Source organism: Streptomyces sp. NPDC088116, assembly GCF_044741745.1.
Taxonomy (GTDB): domain Bacteria; phylum Actinomycetota; class Actinomycetes; order Streptomycetales; family Streptomycetaceae; genus Streptomyces.
This window is the reverse complement of the sequence record NZ_JBIUTF010000011.1, coordinates 64,972-89,399: the sequence shown is the minus strand read 5'-3', so window position 1 is coordinate 89,399 and position 24,428 is coordinate 64,972. Positions and strand designations below refer to the sequence as shown.

General features: G+C 71.9%; 1 protein-coding gene and 1 pseudogene. Both read right to left on the bottom strand.

The features are described from left to right. Nucleotides 1-14,350 (bottom strand): SDR family NAD(P)-dependent oxidoreductase (locus tag ACIOJD_RS33295; protein WP_401920067.1); only part of this gene is annotated, 14,350 nt, incomplete at its 3' end. A gap of 388 nt (nt 14,351-14,738) precedes the next feature. Then, nucleotides 14,739-24,398, bottom strand: a pseudogene (locus ACIOJD_RS33290) (type I polyketide synthase); the annotation flags it as partial. Between the last annotated feature and the right edge of the window lie 30 nt (nt 24,399-24,428).

Here is a 24,428-nt window from a genome sequence, read left to right as displayed (position 1 = left end):
CATGCGCCGCATCCACCACGCCACCGGCCGCCGACGAATCCCCCGAAACCACCGCCAGCACCACACCGGCCACCGGCTCCTCACCCGCAGCCAACTCACCCAGATCCGCACACGCCTGCGCGGGGAAGCCCGAGTCCCTCAAGAGGTCACCGAGACCGCCATCCGGCCCCAGTACCGCAACCCCGGACCACGCGGATGCCCCGGACAACTCAGGCCCAGCGGCCTCGCCCGCCCCGGCCACCGGAGCCCACTCCACCCGGAACAGCGAATCCCGGCCGATCGTCCGGACCTCACCGAGCTGCTCCGCCGTTACGGGACGCACCCGAAGGCCGTCCACCGAAGCGACGGGCGCTCCGGCCTCGTCCGAGACCGCAATCGTGATCGTTTCCTGCCCGTTGTACGACAACCGGGCCCGTACCGCTGTCGCGCCGGAGGCGTACAGCGAGACTCCTTCCCAGGAGAACGGCAGCGCCCCGCCTTCCGCGCCGCTCGCGCCCTCTCCCGCGTAGGCCGCCGCGTGCAGGACGGCGTCCAGCAATGCGGGATGCAGGCCGAAGCCCGCAGCCGCGGCCTCCTCCGGAAGCCCGGCCTCGACGAACACTTCCTCGCCGCGTCGCCATGCCGCCCGTAGCCCCTGGAACACCGGACCGTACGCGAACCCCGCCTCGGCCAGCCGCTCGTAGCAGTCATCGAGATCGACGGGTTCGGCCCCGGCCGGCGGCCACACCGACGCGTCAAACGTCACTCCCGGCAGCGCTCCCGGAAGTTCATCCCCCGCCGGAGCCAGCACACCCACCGCATGCAGACTCCACGGCAACTCCTCGGAACCATCCGACCGCGAATACACCTTCACCGACCGAAGCCCGGAAACATCAGGCGCCCCGACAAACACCTGAATCCGCACCGCATCCCGCTCGGACAGAACCAACGGCGCCGCCAGCGTCAACTCCTCGACCCGACCACACCCGACCTCATCACCCGCACGGATCGCCAACTCCACAAACGCCGTACCCGGCACCAACACCCGGCCCATCACCACGTGATCAGCCAGCCACCCGTGCGAACCCAACGACAACCGACCCGCGAACACCGCCCCATCCGAATCAGCCAACGCCACAGCCGCACCCAACAAAGGATGATCCGCCGACGCCAACCCGAGCCCTTCGGCATCCTGAACACCGGCCGATACAGAAGGCCAGTACCGCTGACGCTGGAAGGCGTACGTGGGCAGGTCGACCCGCTGGGCACCCGTGCCCGCGAAGTACGCCCGCCAGTCCACAGCCACGCCCGTCACATGCAGCCAGGCAAGCGCCGAAACGGCCGCCGTCTCCTCGCCACGGTCCTTACGCAGCACGGGCACGGCCACGACCACGGCCTCGTCCGACACCGACTCCCGGACCAACGCCGACAGCACACCATCCGGACCCAACTCCAGGAATGTACGAACACCCGCATCGGACAACGCCCGCACACCATCAGCGAACCGCACCGTCTCCCGCACATGCCGCACCCAGTACTCAGGCACACACAACTCATCAGCCGTGGCCAGAACACCCGTCAGATTCGACACCACCGGAATCAACGGCGCACGGAACTCCAACCCCGACACCACCGCACGGAAATCATCCAGCATCCCGTCCATCAACGCCGAATGGAACGCATGCGACACCCGCAACCGAGACGTACGACGCCCCTCGAACCGCCCCACAACCTCCAACACCGCATCCTCGGCACCGGACACCACGACAGACGAAGGCCCGTTGACAGCAGCGATCGACACGCGGCCGGAGAGGAACGGCAGAACCTCATCCTCAGTGGCCTGGACCGCCACCATCGCTCCACCTCGGGGAAGCTCCTGCATCAGCCGTGCGCGAGCAGCCACCAGACGGCACGCGTCCGCAAGCGACAGAACACCGGCCACGTGGGCAGCCGCCACCTCACCGATCGAATGCCCACCGACGTAGTCCGGCGTAACGCCGAGGGACTCCAGCAACCGGAACAGAGCCACTTCCACGGCGAACAGAGCCGGCTGAGCGAAACCCGTCTCGTTGAGGAGGTCCGGGTCCTCACCCCAGATCACCCCACGCAAGCCCTCCTCGTCACCCAGCGGCCCCAGCTCCGCGAACACCGCATCCAGCGCCTCCGCGAACACCGGGAACCGACCGTACAACTCCCTCCCCATACCGAGACGTTGCGCACCCTGACCACTGAACAGAAACGCCAACGGACCCTGAGCGACCGAACCCCGGGAAGCCTCGACCACGCCCTCTTCCGACGCCAGCAGCACCGCCCGATGCTCGAACACCGACCGGCCGGCGACCAGCGAGAACCCGACATCGAGGAGTGAAAGGGAATGTTCCTCCGCAGCAGACCGGAGTCGGTCAAGCTGTGCATCCAGCGCCGTCTCGGACTTGGCCGACACCAGCCACGGCACCACCTCCCGCACCACTGTCGGCGCCTCAACGTCACGCTCCACCAACCGCTCCGCAGATGGTGCGGCCTCAAGGACCAGATGAGCATTCGTACCGCTGACACCAAAGGATGAGATGCCGGCCCGTCGAGGGCGCCCGGTCTCGGGCCAGGTCGTGTTCTCCCGCAACAGCTCCACGTCTCCGGCGGACCAGTCCACGTGCGACGACGGAGCATCCACATGCAACGTACGGGGCAGCACCCCATGCCGCATCGCCATCACCGACTTGATCACACCCGCCACACCGGCCGCTGCCTGAGTGTGACCGATGTTCGACTTCACCGAACCCAGCAACAACGGACGTTCACGGTCCTGGCCATAGGCGGCAAGCAGAGCCTGCGCCTCGATCGGGTCACCCAACGTCGTACCCGTACCGTGCGCCTCCACCACATCCACATCCACCGGCGACAGACCACCACTGGCCAGCGCCTGACGGATCACCCGCTGCTGGGAGGGACCATTCGGAGCCGTCAGACCATTCGACGCACCATCCTGATTCACCGCCGAGCCACGCACCACCGCCAACACCGAATGCCCATGACGCTCCGCATCCGACAACCGCTCCAGCAAGAGCATCCCCACGCCCTCACCCCAGCCCACACCATCAGCCGCATCCGAAAACGCCTTACACCGACCGTCCGTGGCCAACCCGCCCTGCCGATCGAACTCCACGAATGTGGACGGTGTGGACATCACCGTCACGCCACCGGCCAGAGCAAGCGAGCACTCACCCGCACGCAGTGCCTGCGCCGCCAGATGCATCGCCACCAGCGACGACGAGCACGCCGTATCAATCGTGACCGTCGGACCCTCCAGACCCAACGTGTACGCCACCCGACCCGACGCCACACTCAGTGCGCTGCCGCTGCCCCGCAGCCCGTCGAACTCGCGCCCCGACAACAACGTTCCGTAATCGCCGTACATCACACCGGCGAAAACACCGGTCCTGCTTCCTCCCAATGACACCGGATCCACTCCGGCACTCTCCACTGCCTCCCACACCGTCTCCAGCAACAGGCGCTGCTGCGCATCCGTCGCCAACGCCTCACGCGGACTCATCCCGAAGAACTCAGGATCAAACTCCGCCGCGTCATGCAGGAACCCACCCGCACGCGTCGACAACTCCAGATCCCAACCACGCTCAGCGGGAACCTCCGAGACGGCATCCACCCCGCCGGACACCAGATCCCACAACTGATCAGGAGACGACACCCCACCCGGATACCGGCACGCCATCCCCACAATCACCACCGGATCGTCCGCCACCGGCGGCAACACAGCCACCGGCACAGGTGCGGCGGCCCCGGCGCCCAGCAACTCACCGAGCAGATAGGTCGCAAGCGCCTGCGCGGTCGGATAGTCGAACACCAGCGTCGCCGGAAGCCGCAGCCCCGTCGCCGCACTCAGTCCGTTCCGCAACTCCACCGCCATCAACGAGTCAAACCCGAGATCACGGAACGACCGAGCCGCATCCACCGCAGCCGCACCCTGATACCCCAGCACCAGAGCAACTTGGCCACGCACCACATCAAGCAGCACCTCATGCCGCTCAACCTCGCCCAGCCCGGCCACGATCTCCCCGAGACCGCCCGTGGCAGCGCGTCGCTCAGCCATGCGGCGCGTGCGCGTCAGGCCGCGCAGCAGAGGGGGAACGACGTCACCACCGGAGCGGAAGGCCGAAAGGTCCAACGCCATTGGCAGCAAGACCGGTTCGCCGCTGCTCAGTGCCGCGTCGAACAGCGCCACACCCTGCTCGTCCGACAGTGGCGGCATACCAGCGCGCGACATGCGCTCACGCTCGACCGTCGACAACTCGCCGAGCATGCCGTCCGCCTGCTCCCACGGACCCCACGCCAACGACACACCCGGCAAACCCAGCCCACGCCGGAACTCCACCAACGCGTCAAGGAACCCATTCGCCGCCGCATAATTCGCCTGACCAACACTGCCCAACGTACCCGCAGCCGACGAAAACACCACAAACGCCGACAGGCCAGCATCCCGCGTCAACTCATGCAAATACCAACCCGCATCCACCTTCGGACGCAACACCCCATCCAACCGCTCCGGCGTCAACGACCCGACAAGACCGTCATCCAACACACCCGCCGCATGCACCACAGCCGAGACATCCCGACCAGCAAGCACCCCGGCCAGTCCCTCACGATCCGCCACATCACACGCCACCACCTCGACACACGCACCCAACTCCCGCAACTCAACGCAGAGTTCAGCCGCACCCGAAGCATCCAAGCCCCGCCGGGACAGCAACAACAGATCCCGCACACCATGCTCAACCACCAGATGCCGGGCCACCACCGCACCCAAACCACCCGTACCACCCGTAACCAGAACCGTCCCAGAACCATCCCACACCGGCCCCACCACATCGGGCACCGAAACCCGAGCCAACCGAGGAGCCACAAGCCGCCCCTCACGGACAGCCATCTCAGGCTCGGCAGCCGACGCCCCCAGCGCCTCCAGCAGAAGCGGCCCGGAGCAGGCTTCACGGTCCAGCTCCAGCAGACCGAACCGCCCCGGATGCTCCGACTGCGCCGACCTCAACAGCCCACGCACCACACCAGCGACAGGCCCCTCAACGTCACCACGCACCACCACAACCAACCGGGAACCGGCAAACCGCTCCCCCGCCAACCACCCCTGCACCAAACCCAGAACCCGCGACGCCACACCATGCGCCGCATCCACCGTATTCTCCGAGTCGCACTCGGACAGCACGGTCAGCACCAGCTCCGGAACCGCATCGCCCTCGGCCAACCCGGCCAGATCCGGATGGGCGTCGACGGTGATCCCACTGCCTGTCAGTCCAAGTTCATCAATCCGAACAGCGGCGTCAGGACCGACCACCGCCACCGGGCCGGTGTGCCCGCCGCTCGGCGCGGCGGCGGTCCACTCGACCCGGAACAGTGAGTCCTGCTCCGGCGCGGCCACCGCGTCCAGCTGTCCGGGGGTGATCGGGCGCACCACCAGCCCGGTCACCGTGGCGACCGGGTGCCCCGCCGGGTCGGCGATCGCGATGGTGATCTTGTCCGGTTCGGTGTGGGTGAGGCGGACCCTTACCGTCGTCGCACCCGATGCGTGCAGGGAGACGCCCTCCCAGACGAACGGGAGCACGCCGTCCTCCACGGTCAGTGCCGTCGCGTGCAGGACCGCGTCCAGCAGTGCCGGGTGCAGGCCGAATCCGCCGGTCTCGATGAGCCCGCTGAGGTTTTGGTAGTCCTCGTCGGTGTCGTTCATGTTGAAGTCGGCCTTGCCCAGGCTCACTTCGGCATAGACGTCCTCACCCTGCCGCCAGGCGGCCCGCAGCCCCTGGAAAACCGGGCCGTAGTCGAAACCTGCCTCGGCCCGAGCCGCGTAGAAGTCGCCGAGATCGACCGGCTCGGCACCGGCCGGCGGCCACATGGAGGTGTCGAGCGCGGCCACCTCGGTGTGGCCCGCCGGGGCATCGGTGCAGAGTGTGCCCGCAGCATGCTGGGTCCATGGCGCGCAGGTGTCGCCGCCCGTGGTCTCGGGCCTGGCGTGGACGGTGACCGTGCGCCGGTTGCTTCCCTCGTCGGCCGCGCCCACGCGTACCTGGATCTGTACGGCATCCGGCTGCGGCAGTATGAGCGGTGTGGCCAGGGTCAGTTCCTCGATCCATGAGCAGCCGAATTCGTCTCCGGCCCGGATCGCCAACTCCACGAACGCGGAGCCCGGTACGAGAATCCTGCCCATCACGGTGTGGTCGGCCAGCCACGGATGCGACGCCACCGACAGCCGTCCGGCGAACACCGCTCCGTCGGCGTCCGCCAGGGGCACGGACGCGCCCAGCAGCGGATGCTCGGCCGAGGCCAGTCCCAGCCCGGAGGCATCCCGCACGGATGTCGGCGCGGAAGGCCAGTAGCGCCGGTGCTGGAAGGCGTACGTCGGCAGTTCGACGTGCCGCGCGCCGGTTCCGGTGAAGAGCGCCGGCCAGTCCACGGCCACACCCGTCACATAGAGCCCGGCCAGTGCGGTGACGGCCGCCGTCTCCTCGCCACGGTCCTTGCGCAGTACGGGCACGACCACGGCCTCGTCCGACACCGACTCCCGGACCAGAGGCGAGAGGACGCCGTCCGGGCCCAGTTCGAGGAACGTATGCACGCCTGCCTCGGACAGCGCCCGCACACCATCGGCGAACCGCACCGTCTCCCGCACATGCCGCACCCAGTACTCAGGCACACACAACTCATCAGCCGTGGCCAGAACACCCGTCAGATTCGACACCACCGGAATCAACGGCGCACGGAACTCCAACCCCGACACCACACCCCGGAACTCGTCCAGCATCCCGTCCATCAACGCCGAATGGAACGCATGCGACACCCGCAACCGAGACGTACGACGCCCCTCGAACCGCCCCACAACCTCCAACACCGCATCCTCGGCACCGGACAGCACCACGGACGACGGCCCATTGACGGCAGCGATCGACACCCGTCCGGAGAGGAACGGCAGAACCTCATCCTCAGTGGCCTGGACCGCCACCATCGCCCCACCACGCGGAAGCTCCTGCATCAACCGAGCGCGAGCCACCACCAGACGGCACGCATCCGCAAGCGACAGAACACCCGCAACATGCGCAGCCGCCACCTCACCAATCGAATGCCCACCCACATAATCCGGCGCAACACCCAGCGACTCCAGCAGCCGGAACAAGGCCACCTCCACCGCGAACAACGCCGGCTGAGCAAACCCGGTCTCATTAAGGAGATCCGGGTCCTCACCCCAGATCACCCCATGCAAATCCTCCCCGGCGCCCAGCTCCGCGAACACCGCGTCCAGCGCCTCCGCGAAGACCGGGAACCGCCCGTACAACTCCCGCCCCATACCCAGCCGCTGCGCACCCTGACCACTGAACAGAAACGCCAACGGACCCACCGGGACGGTGACCGAGCCTCGGGCGATCTCGCCGGAATCCGGCAGCAGGACCGCCCGCCGCTCGAACGTCGATCGGTTGGTGACCAGCGACAGCCCGATGTCCAGCGGGGAGAGGGCACGCTCGGCCGCGAAGGACCGGATGCGGTCCGATTGACGGTCCAGTGCTGCTTCACTCTTGGCCGAGAGGACCCAGGGCACCGCGCCAGGCGTCACCGTCGGTTCCTCGACGCGTCGCTCCACCGGTGGGCCCTGTTCCAGGATCACATGGGCGTTCGTACCGCTGACGCCGAAGGAGGAGACGCCCGCCCGGCGGGGACGGCCCGTTTCGGGCCAAGCCGTGTTCTCCCGCAGCAACTCGACGTCGCCCGCCGACCAGTCGACATGGGACGACGGGGCGTCCACGTGCAAGGTGCGCGGCAGCGTCTCGTGACGTATCGCCTGCACCATCTTGATGACTCCGGCGACACCGGCGGCCGCCTGGGTGTGGCCGATGTTGGACTTCACCGAGCCAAGCAGCAGCGGGCGTTCGCGGTCCTGGCCGTAGGCGGCGAGCAGGGCCTGGGCCTCGATCGGGTCGCCCAGTGTCGTACCCGTACCGTGCGCCTCCACCGCGTCGACATCGGCCGGCTGGAGGCCCGCCCCCGACAGCGCCTGACGTATGACCCGTTGCTGCGACGGACCGTTCGGAGCCGTCAGACCGTTCGACGCACCGTCCTGATTCACCGCCGAGCCACGCACCACTGCCAGGACCTCGTGCCCGTTGCGCACCGCGTCGGACATCCGCTCCAGTACCAGCATGCCCACGCCTTCGGCCCAGCCCACACCGTCGGCCGCGTCGGCGAAGGACTTGCAGCGGCCGTCCGGGGCGAGGCCGCCCTGCCGGGAGAACTCCACAAACGTGGACGGTGTCGACATCACCGTCACACCACCGGCCAGAGCGAGCGAGCACTCACCCGCACGCAGAGCCTGTGCCGCCAGATGCATCGCCACCAGCGACGACGAGCACGCCGTATCCACCGTGACCGTGGGGCCCTCCAGGCCCAGCGTGTACGCCACCCGACCCGACGCCACACTCGGCGCACTGCCATTGCCCCGGAACGCCTCGAACTCGTCGCCGGTCAGCAGGGTGCGGTAGTCGTTGTACATCACACCGGCGAACACACCGGTGCGGCTCCCCCGCAGTGACAGCGGGTCGATGTCCGAACGCTCGACGGCCTCCCACACCGTCTCCAGCAACAGGCGCTGCTGCGCGTCCGTCGCCAACGCCTCACGCGGACTCATCCCGAAGAACTCGGAGTCGAAGTCCGCAGCATCGTGCAGGAACCCGCCCGCACGCGTCGAAGACGTCCCCGGGTGCTCGGGATCCGGGTGATACAACCCGTCCCGGTCCCAGCCACGATCCACCGGAAACTCCGAGACCGCGTCCACACCACCGGACACCAGATCCCACAACTGATCAGGAGACGACACCCCACCCGGATACCGGCACGCCATCCCCACAATCACCACCGGATCGTCGGTGACCGGGAGTTGTGTGTCCGTCGGGCTGAGGGCAGGGGTCTGGTCGGGGCCGCCGAACAGTTCGTCGCGCAGATGGTCGGCGAGTGCCGCCGGTGTCGGGTAGTCGAAGACCAGGGTCGCCGGGAGCCGCAGTTCGGTCGCCGCGCTCAGCGCGTTGCGCAGTTCGACCGCCGTCAGCGAGTCGAAGCCCAGGTCACGGAAGGCCAGCGTGGGGTCGACCGTGGCCGCGCTCTCGTGGCCGAGTACCAGCGCGATCCGGCCGCACACCAGCTCCAGCAGCGCCGCGGCGCGGTCCGCTTCGCTCAGCCCTGTGGGCAGGGCGAGGCCACCGCCCGTGGCCCCCGTCGTCACGGCGGCGAGGGCGGAATCGGCGCTTACGGACGTACGGGTACGGCGGCCCCGGGGACGGACCAGACCCCGCAGCACCGGCTGCACCTCGCCGCGCGTACGCAGGGCGGGCAGGTCCAGTCGGATCGGGAGGAGCGTGGGCCGGTCGGTGGCCAGCGCGGCGTCGAACAGGGCCACGCCCTGCTCGGCGGTCAGGGGCGGGAAGCCCGCTCGGCTCAGCCGGGCCCGGTCGACCTCGGTCAGGCCGCTGGTCATACCGGTCTCGCCGGACTGTTCCCACGGGCCCCACGCCAGGGACACCCCGGGCAGCCCGAGGCTTCGGCGGTGCTCGGCCAGGGCGTCGAGGAAGGCGTTCGCGGCGGCGTAGTTGGCCTGTCCCGGGCCGCCGAGAGTACCGGCGGCGGAGGAGAACAGGACGAACGCCGAGAGTTCCAGGCCCAGTTCCCCGGTCAGCTCGTGCAGATGCCAGGCGGCGTCCGCCTTCGGCCGCAGCACGGCGTCGAGGCGTTCGGGGGTGAGTGCGCCGACCACACCGTCGTCGATCACCCCGGCGGTATGCACGACCGCGCCGATGTCGCGCCCGGACAGCAGTTCCGCCAGGGCGGCACGGTCGGCGATGTCGCACGCCGCCGTACGCACCCGGGCTCCGAGCCCGGTCAGCTCGGCGGCGAGGTCTGCGGCGCCGGGGGCCTCGGGGCCGCGACGCGACGCCAACAGCAGGTCGCGTACGCCGTGTTCGGTCACGAGGTGCCGGGCCAGCAGCGCTCCCAGGCCGCCGGTGCCACCGGTGATGAGGACCGTACGCCCGGTGTCCCAGACGGCCGCCGTCGCGTCCGGCCCGGGGTTCCGCCGTTCGAGCCGGGCGGCGAAGAGCCGTCCGTCGCGGAGCAGGATTTCCGGTTCCGGCAGGGCCAGCGCCCGCGCGAACGCCGCCCCTGGGGTCGCGCCCAGCTCCGCCTCGGGCGTCGCCTCGGACGTCACATCGGCACCGAGGTGGAGCAGGGTGATCCGGCCGGGGTGCTCGGCCTGCGCGGACCGTACGAGGCCCCACACCGGCGCGAGTACGACATCGTCGGCGGCGCCCCGGACGGCCACCACCAGCCGGGATCCGCCGAACCGCTCGTCCGCCAGCCAGTCCTGTACCAGGCCCAGTGCGTGCGAGGCGGTGGCGTGAGCGCTCGCCACGATGCCCGGGGCGGGCACGGCCGCGAGTTCGGTGACGACGATCTCCGGGACCGGGGCCGGGTGCTCTGCGAGCGCGGCCAGATCCGGGTACACCTCGACGGCTTCCGTCCCGACCGCTTTTGTCCCGACGGACGCCGAGGCTTCCCGCAGCGCATCGGTCGCCGGCCCGATCAGGGCGACCGCACCCGCGTGTGCGATGCCCGCCTCCTCCGTCACCGGTGTCCAGCCGAGGCCGAACAACGCGTCGGTGCCGGCAGCGACCGCCCGCGCCGCGTCCAGCTGCCCGTCCGCGAGCGGGCGGGTGACCAACGAGTCGACGGACGCGACGAGTTCACCGGCCGGGTCGGCGATGACGATCGACACGGCTCCGTGTCCGTTCCGCGTCAGCCGGGCCCGTACGGTCGTCGCCCCGGACGCGTAGAGCGAGACGCCCTCCCAGGCGAACGGAACTCCGCCCTCGCTGAGGGCGCCGAGGTCCGCGTAGGAGGAGGCGTGCTGCGCGGCGTCCAGGAGCGCGGGATGGAGGCAGAAGGCCGGGGCGTCGGCCTCGGCCTCCCGGGGCAGGGTGGCCTCGGTGAACAGCTCGCTGCCCCGGCGCCAGGCGGCCCGCAGCCCCTGGAAGGCGGGGCCGTAGGTGAAGCCCAGATCGGCGAGGTGCGCGTAGCAGTCGCCGAGTTCGATCCGCTCCGCACCGGCGGGGGGCCACGCCGTCGCGTCGAAGTCCGCGCCCGCCGACGCGTCGGCATGAGCGGTCGCCGTCCGGGCGCCGCCCTCGGGACCGGCGGTCCGGCCCGGCCTGATCAGACCCGAGGCGTGCACCGTCCACGGGCTGTCCTCCGTGCCATCCGTACCGTCCGCGCCATCCGTCGTACCCTCGGGCCGCGAGTGGACGGTGACCGGACGTCGGGCGTGGTCGTCGGCCGCGCCCACCCGGACCTGGAGGTGTATGGCACCCCGCTCGGGCAGCACCAGCGGCGCGGCCAGGGCGAGTTCGTCGATGCGGTCGCAGCCGAACTCGTCGCCGGCGCGAACGGCCAGCTCCAGGAAGGCGGTTCCCGGCACCAGGATCCGGCCGCCCACCACGTGGTCGGCGAGCCAGGGATGCGAGAGCGCGGACACACGGCCGGTGAACACGACGCCCGCGCCGTCCGCGAGGTCGACGGCCGCGCCCAGCAACGGATGGTCCGTGGCACCCAGGCCGAGCCCCGCCGCGTCCCGGGCACGCCCGGCGCCCGAGGGCCAGTGGCGGCGGCGCTGGAACGCCGTGGTCGGCAGGTCCACACGGCGCGCGCCGGTGCCCGCGAACAGTACGGGCCAGTCCACCGGCTTGGCCGCCAGGGCCACATGCAGCCGGGCCAACCCGGTGACCAGGGCGATCTCCTCGCCACGGTCCTTGCGCTGCACCGGTACGGCGACGGCGTCGTCCGGGGCCGAGTGCCGCACCAGAGCGGAGAGCACACCGTCCGGGCCGAGTTCCAGGAAGGTGCGCACACCCTGGTCGCCAAGGCTCCGGACGCCGTCGGCGAACCGTACGGTCTCCCGTACGTGCCGTACCCAGTACTCGGGCGAGCACAGTTCATCGGCCGTGGCGGTCCGGCCGGTCAGGTTGGACACGACGGGGATGGTGGGGCGCTGGAAGGAGAGGCCGGCCACGACGGCCCGGAAGTCATCCAGCATCGGGTCCATCAGTGGCGAGTGGAACGCGTGCGAGACCCTCAGGCGGCTCGTCCTGCGGTCCTGGTCGGCGAACCTCGCGCCGATCTCCAGCACCGCCGGTTCGGCGCCGGAGATCACCACGGACGACGGGCCGTTCACGGCGGCGATCGACACACCGTCGGAGAGCAGGGGCAGGACCTCGTCCTCGGTGGCCTCGACCGCCACCATCGCCCCGCCGGGCGGGAGCGCCTGCATCAGACGGGCCCGCGCGGAGACGAGCGCGTACGCGTCCGCCGGCGACAGCACGCCCGCCACGTGCGCGGCGGCGACCTCGCCGATCGAGTGGCCGCCCACGAAGTCCGGTGTGACGCCCAGCGATTCCATCAGCCGGTACAACGCCACTTCGACGGCGAACAGCGCCGGCTGGGCGAAACCGGTCTCGTCGAGCCGGTCCGGGTCCTCGCCCCACATCACCTCGCGGAGGGTGTCCTGCGCCCCGTCCGGCGCCTGCCCGGACAGGCCCGCGAGCACCTCGTCCAGCGCCTTCGCGAACACGGGGAACCGGCCGTACAACTCCCGTCCCATACCGATACGTTGTGAGCCCTGGCCGGAGAACAGCACCGCGAGCGGCCCGTCCGAGGCGGTGCCGCGCGCGATCTCGTACGCCTCGCCCTCACCGGGTCCGGCCAGCAGGACGGCCCGCCGCTCGAACACCCCCCGGCCGGTGGCCAGCGAGAAGCCGACGTCCAGCGGGTCGTGGCCGGCCACGGCAGGGGTGAGCCGGGCGAGTTGCTCGTCGAGTGCGGCGGCCGTGCGGCCGGAGACCACCCAGGGGACGACACCGGGCACCGTTGCGGGAGTCTCGGCCGGCTCCTCCAGGGGTGGCGCCTGTTCCAGGATCACATGCGTGTTGGTGCCGCTGATCCCGAACGACGACACACCGGCCCGCCGGGGGCGCCCCGTCTCGGGCCATGTGGTGTGCTCCGTGAGGAGATCGACGGAGCCCGCGCTCCAGTCCACATCGGTCGACGGCACCTCGGCGTGCAGGGTGCGCGGCAGCGCGCCGTGCCGCAGGGCCATCACCGTCTTGATGACGCCCGCCACGCCGGCGGCGCCCTGGGTGTGGCCGATGTTGGACTTCACCGTGCCGAGCAGCAGCGGGCGTTCGCGGCCCTGTCCGTACGTCGCGAGGAGGGCCTGCGCCTCGATGGGGTCGCCGAGGGTGGTGCCGGTGCCGTGTGCCTCGACCGCGTCGACCTGGTCTGCCGTGAGGTCGGCGCTCTCCAGGGCGGCCCGGATCACGCGCTGCTGCGCGGGGCCGTTGGGGGCGCTGAGGCCGTTGGAGGCGCCGTCCTGGTTGATGGCGCTGCCGCGTATCACCGCCAGTACGGGGTGGCCACCGCGCCGGGCGTCCGAGAGCCGTTCCAGGACGAGCATTCCGGCGCCCTCGCCCCAGCCGACCCCGTCGGCCGCGTCGGAGAACGGCTTGCAGCGCCCGTCGGCGGCCAGTCCGCCCTGTGCCGTGAACGAGACGAAGACGCCGGGGGTGGACATCACGGTCGCGCCACCGGCCAGCGCGAGGGTGCACTCGCCCGCGCGCAGCGACTGGACCGCCCAGTGCAGCGCGACCAGCGAGGAGGAACAGCCCGTGTCGACGGTGACGGCCGGGCCTTCGAGGCCGAGTACGTAGGACAGCCGGCCGGAGATGACGCCCGCGGCGTGGCCGGTGGTGGAATAGATGTCCATGTCGTCGCGGGAGCGCGCGACGACCTTGCCGTAGTCCTGTCCCGTCGTTCCGGCGAACACTCCGGTGAGGCTGCCTCGTAGCCGTGTCGGTGCGATCCCGGCCCGCTCCAGCGCCTCCCACGCGGTCTCCAGCAGCAGCCGCTGCTGGGGGTCCATCGCGACCGCTTCGCGTGGTGAGATGCCGAAGAAGCCGGGGTCGAACTCGGTCGCGTCGCCGAGGAATCCGCCCCGGAGGGCGAGGCTGCGCCCGCGCCCCTCGCCACCGAGCCGGTCCAGGTCCCAGCCCCGGTCGGCCGGGAAGTCGGAGATCACGTCCCGGCCCTCGGCGACCAGTCGCCACAGGTCCTCGGGCGAGGCCACACCGCCGGGGAACCGGCAGCCGATGCCGACGACGGCGATGGGTTCCACCGCCGACGCGATCAGCCGCTGGTTCTGCCGGCGCAGCCGCTCGTTCTCCTTGAGGGAGGAGCGGAGGGCTTCGATGTACTGCTGGGAAGTGTTCATGCACGCTCTCTCGGGTCGGGCGTGAGTCCGTCTCTCGGGACGCGCGTCAGTCGGTGCTGGTCTCGGCCGCGAGCCTCAGCAGGCTCTCGCCGTCGAGGTCGTCGATATCGCGTATATCGGTGTTGCTTGTGTTGCGGGTGTTGCGGGTGTTGCCGTCGACCGCGTCGAGTTCCTCGTCCTCGGCGACACGCTCATGGTGCCCGTGGTCGTGTCCATCGGAAGACCCCGAGGGCCGGGTGCTCGTGGGGTCGCCGGTGCCGTCGCCTTCCGCGAGTTCCAGCACCAGGTCCAGCAGTCCGGCCTTGCGCAGCCGGCTCGGTGGGATGGACGCCAGCACGCGCCGGACTTCGGCCTCGGGGTCCTCCACGGGCTGCCGCTCGTCGGGGAACAGCTCGGTCGCGAGGTGTCCGGCGAGCGCGGTGGCGCTGGGATAGTCGAAGACGAGGGCGGCGGGCAGGGGCAGCCCGGTCACCGTCCTGAGCCGGTTGCGCAGCTCCACCGCGCTCACCGAGTCGAAGCCGAGGTCGCGGAAGGCACGGTCGGCGGGGACGGCTTCCGTCCCGGTGTGGCCGAGTGTCACTGCCACTTCGGCGCGTACGGCTTCGAGCAGTACGCGGCCACGCTCGGCGGTGGGCAGTTCGGCGAGGCGCCGGGGCAGCGACGGTGTGCCGTCCTGGTCCGGGTCTCCGGCGCTGTCTCCCGGGTGCGCAGCGTGTCCGGTGCTCGCGGCGCCCTGCGGGGGCGCGGGTTCGCGTGCCTCGGGCAGGTCGGCGAGGAGGGGGCTGGGGCGGGCGGCGGTGAAGCTCGGCGCGAACGCGGCCCAGTCCATCGCGGACACCGTCATGGTGGTCCGGTCCTCGTCGAGGACGCGCTGGAGCGCGGCCACGGCCTTCGCCGGCTCCATCGGCAGGACGCCGCGCTTCGCGAGCCGCCCCAGCAGGCCGGGGTCGTCCACGGCCATGCCAGCCTCGCCCCAGGCGCCCCAGGCGACCGAGGTGGCGGTCAGGCCCGAGGCGCGGCGGTGTTCCGCGAGCGCGTCGAGGAAGGCGTTGGCCGCCGCGTAACCGGGCTGCCCGCCACTGCCCCAGGCCGAGGCCCCCGAGGAGAACATCACGAAGGCGTCCAGGTCGATGCCCTCGGTCAGCTCGTGCAGGAGGAGCGCGGCGGCCGGCTTGGGCCGCAGCAGCGCCTCCAGCTGATCGTTCGTCAGGGACGCGGTGTCGCTGTCGCCCGTGGACACTCCGGCGGCGTGGATCACCGCCGACAGCGGGAAGTCGGCCGGGATCGAAGACAGGGCGGCGCGCAGCGCCTCCCGGTCGGCGGCGTCGCAGGCCACGACCGTGACCCGGGCGCCCAACTCCTCCAGTTCGGCGCGGAGTTCGGCGGCACCCGGTGTGCCGGGTCCTCGGCGGCCGAGGAGCAGCAGGTGCTCGGCGCCCCGGTCGACGGCCCATCGGCCGAGATGTCCGCCCAATCCTCCGAGGCCGCCGGTGATCAGCACGGTTCCGTGGGTGCGCCAGGGCTGTTCGGGCCGTACGGGCGCGGGCTCCGCGCGGACGAGCCGACGGCCGAAGGCGCCCGACGCGCGGAGCGCGACCTGGTCCTCGTCCCGCGCCGCCAGCACCGCGGTGAGGCGGGCGGCGGCATGCCGGTCGGGTGTCCGCGGGAGGTCGACGAGACCGCCCCACAGGCCGGGCTGTTCCAGCGCGATGACCCGGCCGAGTCCCCACAGCGCGCCCTGCTCGGGGCCGGCGACCCGGTCGTCCCGCGTCGCCGCGACGGCGCCGCGGGTGAGGCACCAGAGGGGTGCGCTCAGTCCCGTGTCGCCCAGGGCCTGCGCCAGGGCGAGGGTGGCGGAGAGGCCGCCGGGGACGGACGGGAATCGCGGATGCCGGCCCTCGGTCAGGCCAAGCAGCGAGACGACTCCGGCGAACCCCGGCCGCTGCTCGGTGGGTTCGGGAGCGGTCCCGTCCTGCGATGCGGTGCCCGGCCGGGAAGGAACGGAAGAGCGAGGGTCAGGGACGGAAGAGCAAGAATCAGGAGAGGCAAGGGTTGCGAGGGCCGTACGCGCGCGGTCGATCCGGCCCGCGAGCAGCGCGCGGTCGGCGCGCTCGGCGGACTCGATGTCGATCCGTACCACGTCCGGGCCGAGCGCGGCGAGCACGGTATCCACCCAGGAGCCGCCGTCGCTGCCCTCGTCGACGGCCGGGACGACGACCAGCCAAGGGCCGGTGGGCGCTCCTGTGGCGGTCCCGGGCAGCCGGGACCAGTCGGTCCGGTAGCACCAGGCGTCGACGGCCGCCCGCTGCCGGGACCGCTCGCGCCACCCGGTCAGCGCGGGCAGCACGGCGGAGAGCGCGTCGTGCCTGTCGTCGGTGCCCAGTTCGGCGGAGAGCGCGTCCAGATCGCCGGTCTCCACCAGATCCCAGAAGGCAGCGTCCGCCCCCGCGTTCCCCTCGCCGGTCCCGTCCGCGCCGCCGTGCGGCCGGGACCGCTCGGGCTTGGGCTCGGGCCAGTAACGCCGGTGCTGGAAGGGGTAGGTGGGCAGGTCGAGCGGGACTCCGCCGCCGTCGGGGAAGGCCGTACGCCAGTCGACCGGCAGTCCGCGCACCCAGCCTTCGGCGAGCGAGGTGAGGAAGCGCCGGCCGCCGTCGTCCCGGCGGATCGAGCCGAGCACGAGTGTCCCGGCCGCACCCGCCGCCTCGCAGGTCTCCTCGATCGCGCCGGACAGCAGTGGATGCGGGTTGGTCTCGACGAAGGTCCGGTATCCGTCGGCCAGCAGGGAGCGTGTCGCCTGCTCCATGTTCACCATCCGGCGCAGGTTGGCGTACCAGTAGTCGGCGTCGAGCGTGGCCGTGTCCAGGCGTTCGCCGGTCACCGTGGAGTAGAACGGCACCCGTCCGGAGACGGGACGCAACGAGGAGAGCACGGTGAGCAGTTCGTCCCGTACGGCCTCGACCTGGGGTCCGTGGCCCGCGATGTCCGCCCGGACCTTGCGGGCGCGCAGGCCCTGGCTCTCGCACAGGCCGCTCAGTTCGTCGAGCGCCGCCGGGTCTCCGGAGACCACCACGGACGACGGCCCGTTGAGGACGGCCAGGGACAGCCGGCCGGGCCAGGCGTCGAGCAGCGGACTCACCCGGTCGGCGGGCGCGGCCACCGACATCAGTCCGCCGTGTCCGGCGAGTTTCAGCATCGTCCGGCTGCGGAGCGCGACGAGCCTGGCGGCGTCCTCCAGGGACAGTGCCCCGGCGACGTGGGCGGCGGCCACCTCGCCCTGTGAGTGGCCGACGACCGCACCGGGTTCGACGCCGTGGGAGCGCCACAGTCCGGCGAGCGCCACCATCATCGAGAACAGGGCGGGCTGTACGACATCGGCCCGGCCGAGCTGTTCGGGGTCGCCGACGCCGGTGAGCAGGTCGGTCAGCGACCAGTCGATGTGCGGGGCGAGCGCGTCGGCGCAGGCCGTGATGGACTCCCGGAAGACAGGGGATCCGGCGTAGAGTTCGCGGCCCATGCCCCACCACTGCGAGCCCTGGCCGGGAAAGACGAACACCGGCCCGCTCTCGCTCTCCAGCGCGGTCCCTTCCACCAGGCCGGGGGCGCTGCCCTGAGCGGCCAGGGCGTCGAGGGAGCCCAGAAGCTCCCCGGGGTCCTCGCCGAGCACGACCGCGCGGTGGTCGAAGGCGGAGCGGGTCGTAGCCAGGGACCACCCGACCTCGGCCGGTGTGGTCCTGGGGTGTTCTCGCGCGAACGCCCGCAGACGGGCGGCCTGTTCGCATAGGGCCGTGGTGGACCGCGCCGAGAGGACCCACGGTACGAAACCGTCGGTGATCCCGGCGGGACGGTCGCCCGGCACAGCATCGGCGGTCTCGGCGGCGGGACGCTCCCGCGGCGCGGAGCGCTCGCTCCCCGGGGCAGGAGCCTCCTCCCGTACGACGCCATCGGTCTCCGGGACGGGGGCCTCCTTCATCTCGGAGACCTCAAGGACCTCAAGGACCTCTGGGACCTCTGGGACCTCTGGGACCTCTGGGGCCTCGGCGGCCTCGGGGGCCTCGGGGGCCTCGGGGGCCTCGGGGGCCTCGGGGGCCTGTTCGAGGACAATGTGCGCGTTGGTCCCGCTGATGCCGAACGCCGAGACCCCGGCGCGGCGCGGCCGGTCCACCGCGGGCCATTCCCGCTGCTCGGCGAGCAGCTCCACGGCGCCGGAGGACCAGTCCACCCGCGAGGACGGGGTGTCCACGTGCAGGGTCCGGGGCAGGGTTCCGTGCCGCAGGGCCAGTACGGTCTTGATGACCCCCGCGACACCGGCCGCCGCCTGGGTGTGGCCGACGTTGGACTTGAGTGAACTCAGCCACAGCGGCCGGTCCTCGGGCCGCTCACGGCCGTAGGTGGCCAGCAGGGCCCCCGCTTCGATCGGGTCGCCGAGGCGGGTGCCGGTGCCGTGCGCCTCCACGGCGTCGATGTCCGCACCCGACAGGCGCGCGTCGGCCAGCGCCTGGCGGATGACGCGCTGCTGGGAGGGGCCGTTGGGCGCGGTGAGGCCGTTGGAGGCGCCGTCCTGGTTGACCGCGCTGCCCCGTACCACCGCGAGGATCCGGTGGCCGTCGCGCAGGGCGTCGGACAGGCGCCGCACCACGACGACACCGACGCCCTCGGAGTAGCTGGTGCCGTCGGCGTCGTCGGAGAACGCCTTGGACCGGCCGTCGCCGGCGATCGCGCCGAGCCGGGCGATCCGCGCGAAGCTGGCCGAGTCGGTCATCACGGTCACGCCGCCGACCAGGGCGAGCGAGCACTCGCCCGCGCGCAGCGCCCGCGTCGCCATGTGCAGGGCGACCAGGGAGGAGGAGCACGCGGTGTCCACGGTGACGGCCGGGCCCTCGAAACCGAAGGTGTACGAGACCCGGCCGGAGAGCACGCTCGCCGCGATCCCGGTCGCGGCATGGGTCGCCAGGTCCTCGCGGGAGCCTGCCATCACATGGGCGTAGTCCTGGCCGTTGCTGCCCACGAAGACGCCGGTGCTGCTGCCGCGCAGGGTCAGCGGATCGAGCCCCGAGCGTTCGACGGCCTCCCAGGACACCTCCAGCAGCAGGCGCTGCTGCGGGTCCATGGTCACGGCCTCGCGCGGGGAGATGCCGAAGAAGCCGGGGTCGAAGTCGGCCGCGTCGTAGAGGAATCCGCCCTCGAAGTGCGCGCCGCTCCACGGCCCGTCGCCGTGGAAGGCCTCGAGGTCCCAGCCCCGGTCGGTGGGGAACTCCGAGATCGCGTCCCGTCCCTCGGCCAGCAGTTCCCACAACTGCTCGGGGGTGTTCACACCACCGGGCAGCCGGCAGGCCATACCCACGATCGCCACCGCGTCGTCATCGGCATCCACGCCGTCGGCGTTGTCGTCGGCGGCTCCGGACCGTACAGCCGCCGTGGCGACCGGCGGCGCGGAGGGATCGCCCGACTCTCCTTGCTCGCCGGTGAGTTCGGCCAGCAGGTGCCCGGCCAGCCGCCGGGGCGTCGGGTAGTCGAACACCACCCCGCCGGGCAGCGGCAGGCCGGTCTCCGCCGCGAGCCGGTTGCGCAGGTCCACCGCCGCCATGGAGTTGAAGCCCGAGTCCCGGAAGGCCCGGTCGGAGCGCACCGCGTCCGCCCGCGCGTGACCGATCGCCCCGGCGGCGTGGGTCCGTACCGTCTCCAGCACCAGCGCGGCCCGTTCCGAGGCCGGCACGTCACGCAGGCGCCCGCTCAGCCGGGGTGCCCGCGCGTGGGCCTCGCGGATCGCCGACCGCGCGTGGGGCAGTTCGTCCAGCAGCGGGACCCGGCGCGGTCCGGAGAGCAGGGAGGCGATCGCGGGCCGCGACAGGTCGGCGACGACCAGCGTCGGGGACGGCTCGGTGGCCGCCTCCAACAGGGCCGCGACCGCGAGCCCCGGGGCCAGCCGGCCCGACGCGAGGCCGCCGGGGCCCGCCCCGTTGCCGGGACCGGCCGCCGCCATGCCGCCGCCCTCCCAGCCGCCCCAGGCGATGGAGGTCGCGGGCAGCCCGCGCGCATGGCGGTGTCGGGCGAGCGCGTCCAGTACGGCGTTGGCGGCCGCGTAGTTGGCCTGCCCCGGGTTGCCGACGGCCGACGACACCGAGGAGAACAGGACGAACGCCGACAGGTCCGCGTCGCGGGTGAGCTCGTCGAGCAGCAGGGCGGAGCGGGCCTTGGCGCGGAAGACGGTCGCGAACCGCTCCGGCGTGAGCCGGTCGAGGACCCCGTCGTCCAGCACACCGGCCGTATGCACCACGCCGGTCAGCGGCTGGTCGGCCGGGATGTCCGCCAGGACGGCCGACAGCCCGGCGCGGTCGGCCACGTCGCAGGCCGCGAGGGTGACGTCCGCGCCCAACCGGGCCAGTTCGTCCCGCAGTTCGCTCGCGCCGGGGGCGTCCGGGCCGCGCCGGCCGACGAGCAGCAGCCTGGGCCCGCCCGGCCGGGCCAGCCCGCGTGCCACATGCGCGCCGAGCGCGCCGGTCCCACCGGTGATCAGCACGGTGCCGGACGGCTCCCACACGCTCGCGGGCCGCCGGGCCGGGGCAGGTACCAGCCTGCGTACATACGTACCGGAGGACCGTACGGCGACCTGGTCCTCGCCGTCCCGGGCCGCCAGTACGGCGGCGAAGGCGGTGGCCGCACGGTCGGTCAGCTCGGCGGGCAGGTCGATCAGCCCGCCCCAGCGGTCGGGGTACTCCAGTGCGGCGACCCGGCCCAGTCCCCACACGGCGGCCTGTTCCGCATCGGCCGGGTGGTCGGTGTCGTCCACCGCGACGGCGGAGCGCGTGACGCACCACAGGGAGCCGTGGATGCCCGCGTCGCCCAGCGCCTGTACGAGCGCGGCCGTGGAGAGCGCCCCTGCCGGAGTTCCCTCGTCGTCGGCCGCCGTCCCGTCCAGTGCCAGCAGCGAGACCACTCCGGCGACGGACGCGTGCCTCTCGGTCGCGGCGGTGAGCTGCCGCGCGAGGCCCGCGCGGTCCGTGTGCGCCGCTTCGGCGCGTACGGTCTCGGCCGTTCCCAGGGCGGCGGCTACCGCCTCGGTCCAGTCCTCGTCCGGCCCGTGCGGCGGGGTGACGACAAGCCAGGTGCCGGACGTACGTGCCGGCCTCGGCGCCCGGCGCGTCCAGGTTTCGCGGAAGCGCCAGGAATCGACGGTCGATCGCTCGCGGCTCCTGGTCCGCCACGTGGAGAGGGCGGGGACGACGCCACCGAGGGCGTCGGGGTCCACGCCGAGGCTCGACGCCAGGGACGCCAGATCCGCCCGCTCGACGGCCGCCCAGAACTCGGCGTCCGCACCGCTGATGGAGCCGTCGCCGCCCCGGGCCGTGGCGTGCGCGAACGGCGGCGCGAAGCTCTCGTGCTGGAACGGGTAGGTGGGCAGGTCGACCTGGCGTGCTCCGGTGTCCGTGAACAGCGCGGGCCAGTCGACGGCCACACCCGACACGTGCAGCCGTGCCAGTGCGGTCACCGCCGCGATCTCTTCGCCGACGCGCCGGTCCAGTACCGGGACGACGGCCGTTCCCTCCGGCACCGAATCGTGGACCATCGGGGACAGGACACCGTCGGGCCCCACCTCCAGGAAGGCGCGCACCCCCTCGTCGGCCAGGGCCCGTACGCCGTCGGCGAAGCGGACGGTCTCGCGGACGTGGCGGACCCAGTAGTCGGCGGTGCGCAGATCACCGCCCTCGGCGAGGCGACCGGTCAGGTTCGACACGACGGGCAGGCGCGGCTCGTGGAACGTCAGCGCCTCGACGACCGTACGGAACTCGTCCAGCATCGGGTCCATCAGGGGCGAGTGGAACGCGTGGCTGACCGTCAGCCTGCTCGTACGACGCTCCCCCAGAGCGGCCACGACCTCGCCGAGCGCCGTTTCGTCGCCGGACAGCACCACCGAAGCGGACCCGTTCACCGCCGCGATCGCGACCTCGCCGGTCAGCAGGGGACGGACCTCCGCCTCACCGGCCCGCACCGCCACCATCGCGCCGCCCGAGGGCAGCGCGCCCATCAGGCGCGCGCGGGCCGCCACCAGACGGCACGCGTCCTCCAGCGTCAGTACGCCCGCGACATGCGCGGCGGCCACCTCACCGACCGAGTGGCCGCCCACGAAATCCGGCGTGACACCCAGCGACTCCAGCAGCCGGAACAACGCCACTTCGATGGCGAACAGGGCCGGCTGAGCAGAGCCGGTCGCGTCGAGCCGGTCCTGATCCGCACCCCACATCACCTCGCGTGTGCTCGCCGCGCCCAGCTGTTCCAGCTCCGCGAGCACCGCGTCCAGCGCCTGCGCGAACACCGGGAAACGCCCGTACAGTTCACGTCCCATGCCGAGCCGCTGCGCACCCTGGCCGCTGAACACAAACGCCGACGCGCCTCCGGTGGCCACGCCCCGGGCCAGCTCCGGCATCCCGTCGCCCGAGCCCAGCAGTACGGCCCGGTGCTCGAACGCCGAGCGGCCCTTCGCCAGGGAGAGCCCGGCATCGATCGCGGACGGCCGCGGCTCCGGCAGCGACCTCAGCCGTACGAGCTGCTGGTCGAGGGCGGCTTCGGTCCTGGCCGAGACGGGCCACGGCACCACGTCCGGTACGAGCGGCACCACCGGATCCGGGGTACCCACCGGGACGTCCGGGGCCTGCTCCAGGACGACATGGGCGTTCGTACCGCTGATGCCGAACGACGACACGCCGGCCCGCCGGGCACGTCCGGTCTCCGGCCAGGCGATGGCTTCGCGCAGCAACTCGACCCTGCCGGCGGACCAGTCGACCCGTGAGGACGGGACGTCGGCGTGCAGGGTGCGCGGCAGGGTGCCGTGGCGCATCGCCTGGACCGTCTTGATGATGCCGGCGATCCCGGCGGCGGCCTGGGTGTGGCCGATGTTCGACTTGAGGGAACCCAGCCACAGCGGCCGGTCGTCGGGCCGCTGACGGCCGTAGGTGGCCAGCAGGGCCTGTGCCTCGATCGGGTCGCCGAGACGGGTGCCGGTGCCGTGGGCCTCCACCATGTCCACATCGAGGGTGTCCAGCCCGGCGTTCTCCAGCGCCTGGCGGATGACTCGTTCCTGCGACGGCCCGTTGGGCGCCGTCAGGCCGTTGGAGGCACCGTCGGAATTCACGGCGCTGCCGCGCACCACCGCCAGGACGGGGTGGCCGTGGCGCTGTGCGTCACAGAGGCGTTCGACCACGAGCACCGCGACGCCCTCGGACCAGCCGGTGCCGTCCGCGCCCTCGGCGAACGCCTTGCACCGGCCGTCGGCGGCGAGGCCGCCCTGCCTGCCGAACTCCGGGAAAATGGCGGGGTCCGACAGGACGGTGACGCCGCCGACGACGGCGAGCGAGGATTCCCCGCCGCGCAGCGAGCGCACCGCCATGTCCAGTGCGACCAGCGAGGACGAGCAGGCGGTGTCCACCGTGACGGCGGGGCCTTCCAGACCCAGGGAGTAGGCGACGCGGCCGGACATGACGCTGGCCGCGGTGCCGGTCATCACATGACCCTGGTGATCCTCGCCGTCGGGCTCCGCCGGCTGTTGCCGGTAACCCCAGTTGTAGCTGCCGACGTAGACGCCGGACCGGCTGCCGCGCAGGGTGCGCGGGTCGATCCGGGCGCGTTCCAGCGCCTCCCAGGAGACTTCGAGCAGCAGCCGCTGCTGCGGATCCATGGCGGCCGCCTCGCGCGGTCCGATCCCGAAGAAGCCGGGGTCGAAGTCGGTCGCCCCGGTCAGGAATCCGCCCTCGTGGCTGGGGCTGCCGCCGGGTCCGTCGCCGCGCAGGGCGTCCAGGTCCCAGCCGCGGTCGGTGGGAAAGGCCGTGATGGCGTCCCCTTCGCCGCTGACCAGTTCCCACAGGTCCTCCGGCGAGCCGATGCCGCCGGGCAGCCGGCAGCTCATGCCGACGATCGCGATCGGTTCGTCGGCGCGCCGCTCCAGCTCCTCGACCCGCGCTCGGGAGCGCCTCAGGTCGGCGGTGAGCCGCCTGAGGGTTTCGACGATCCTGACCTGCTGGTCTTCTGACTGGCCTGCTGACTGCTCTGCTGGCACCGAACCGTCCTCACGGCGTGACGAAAGAGG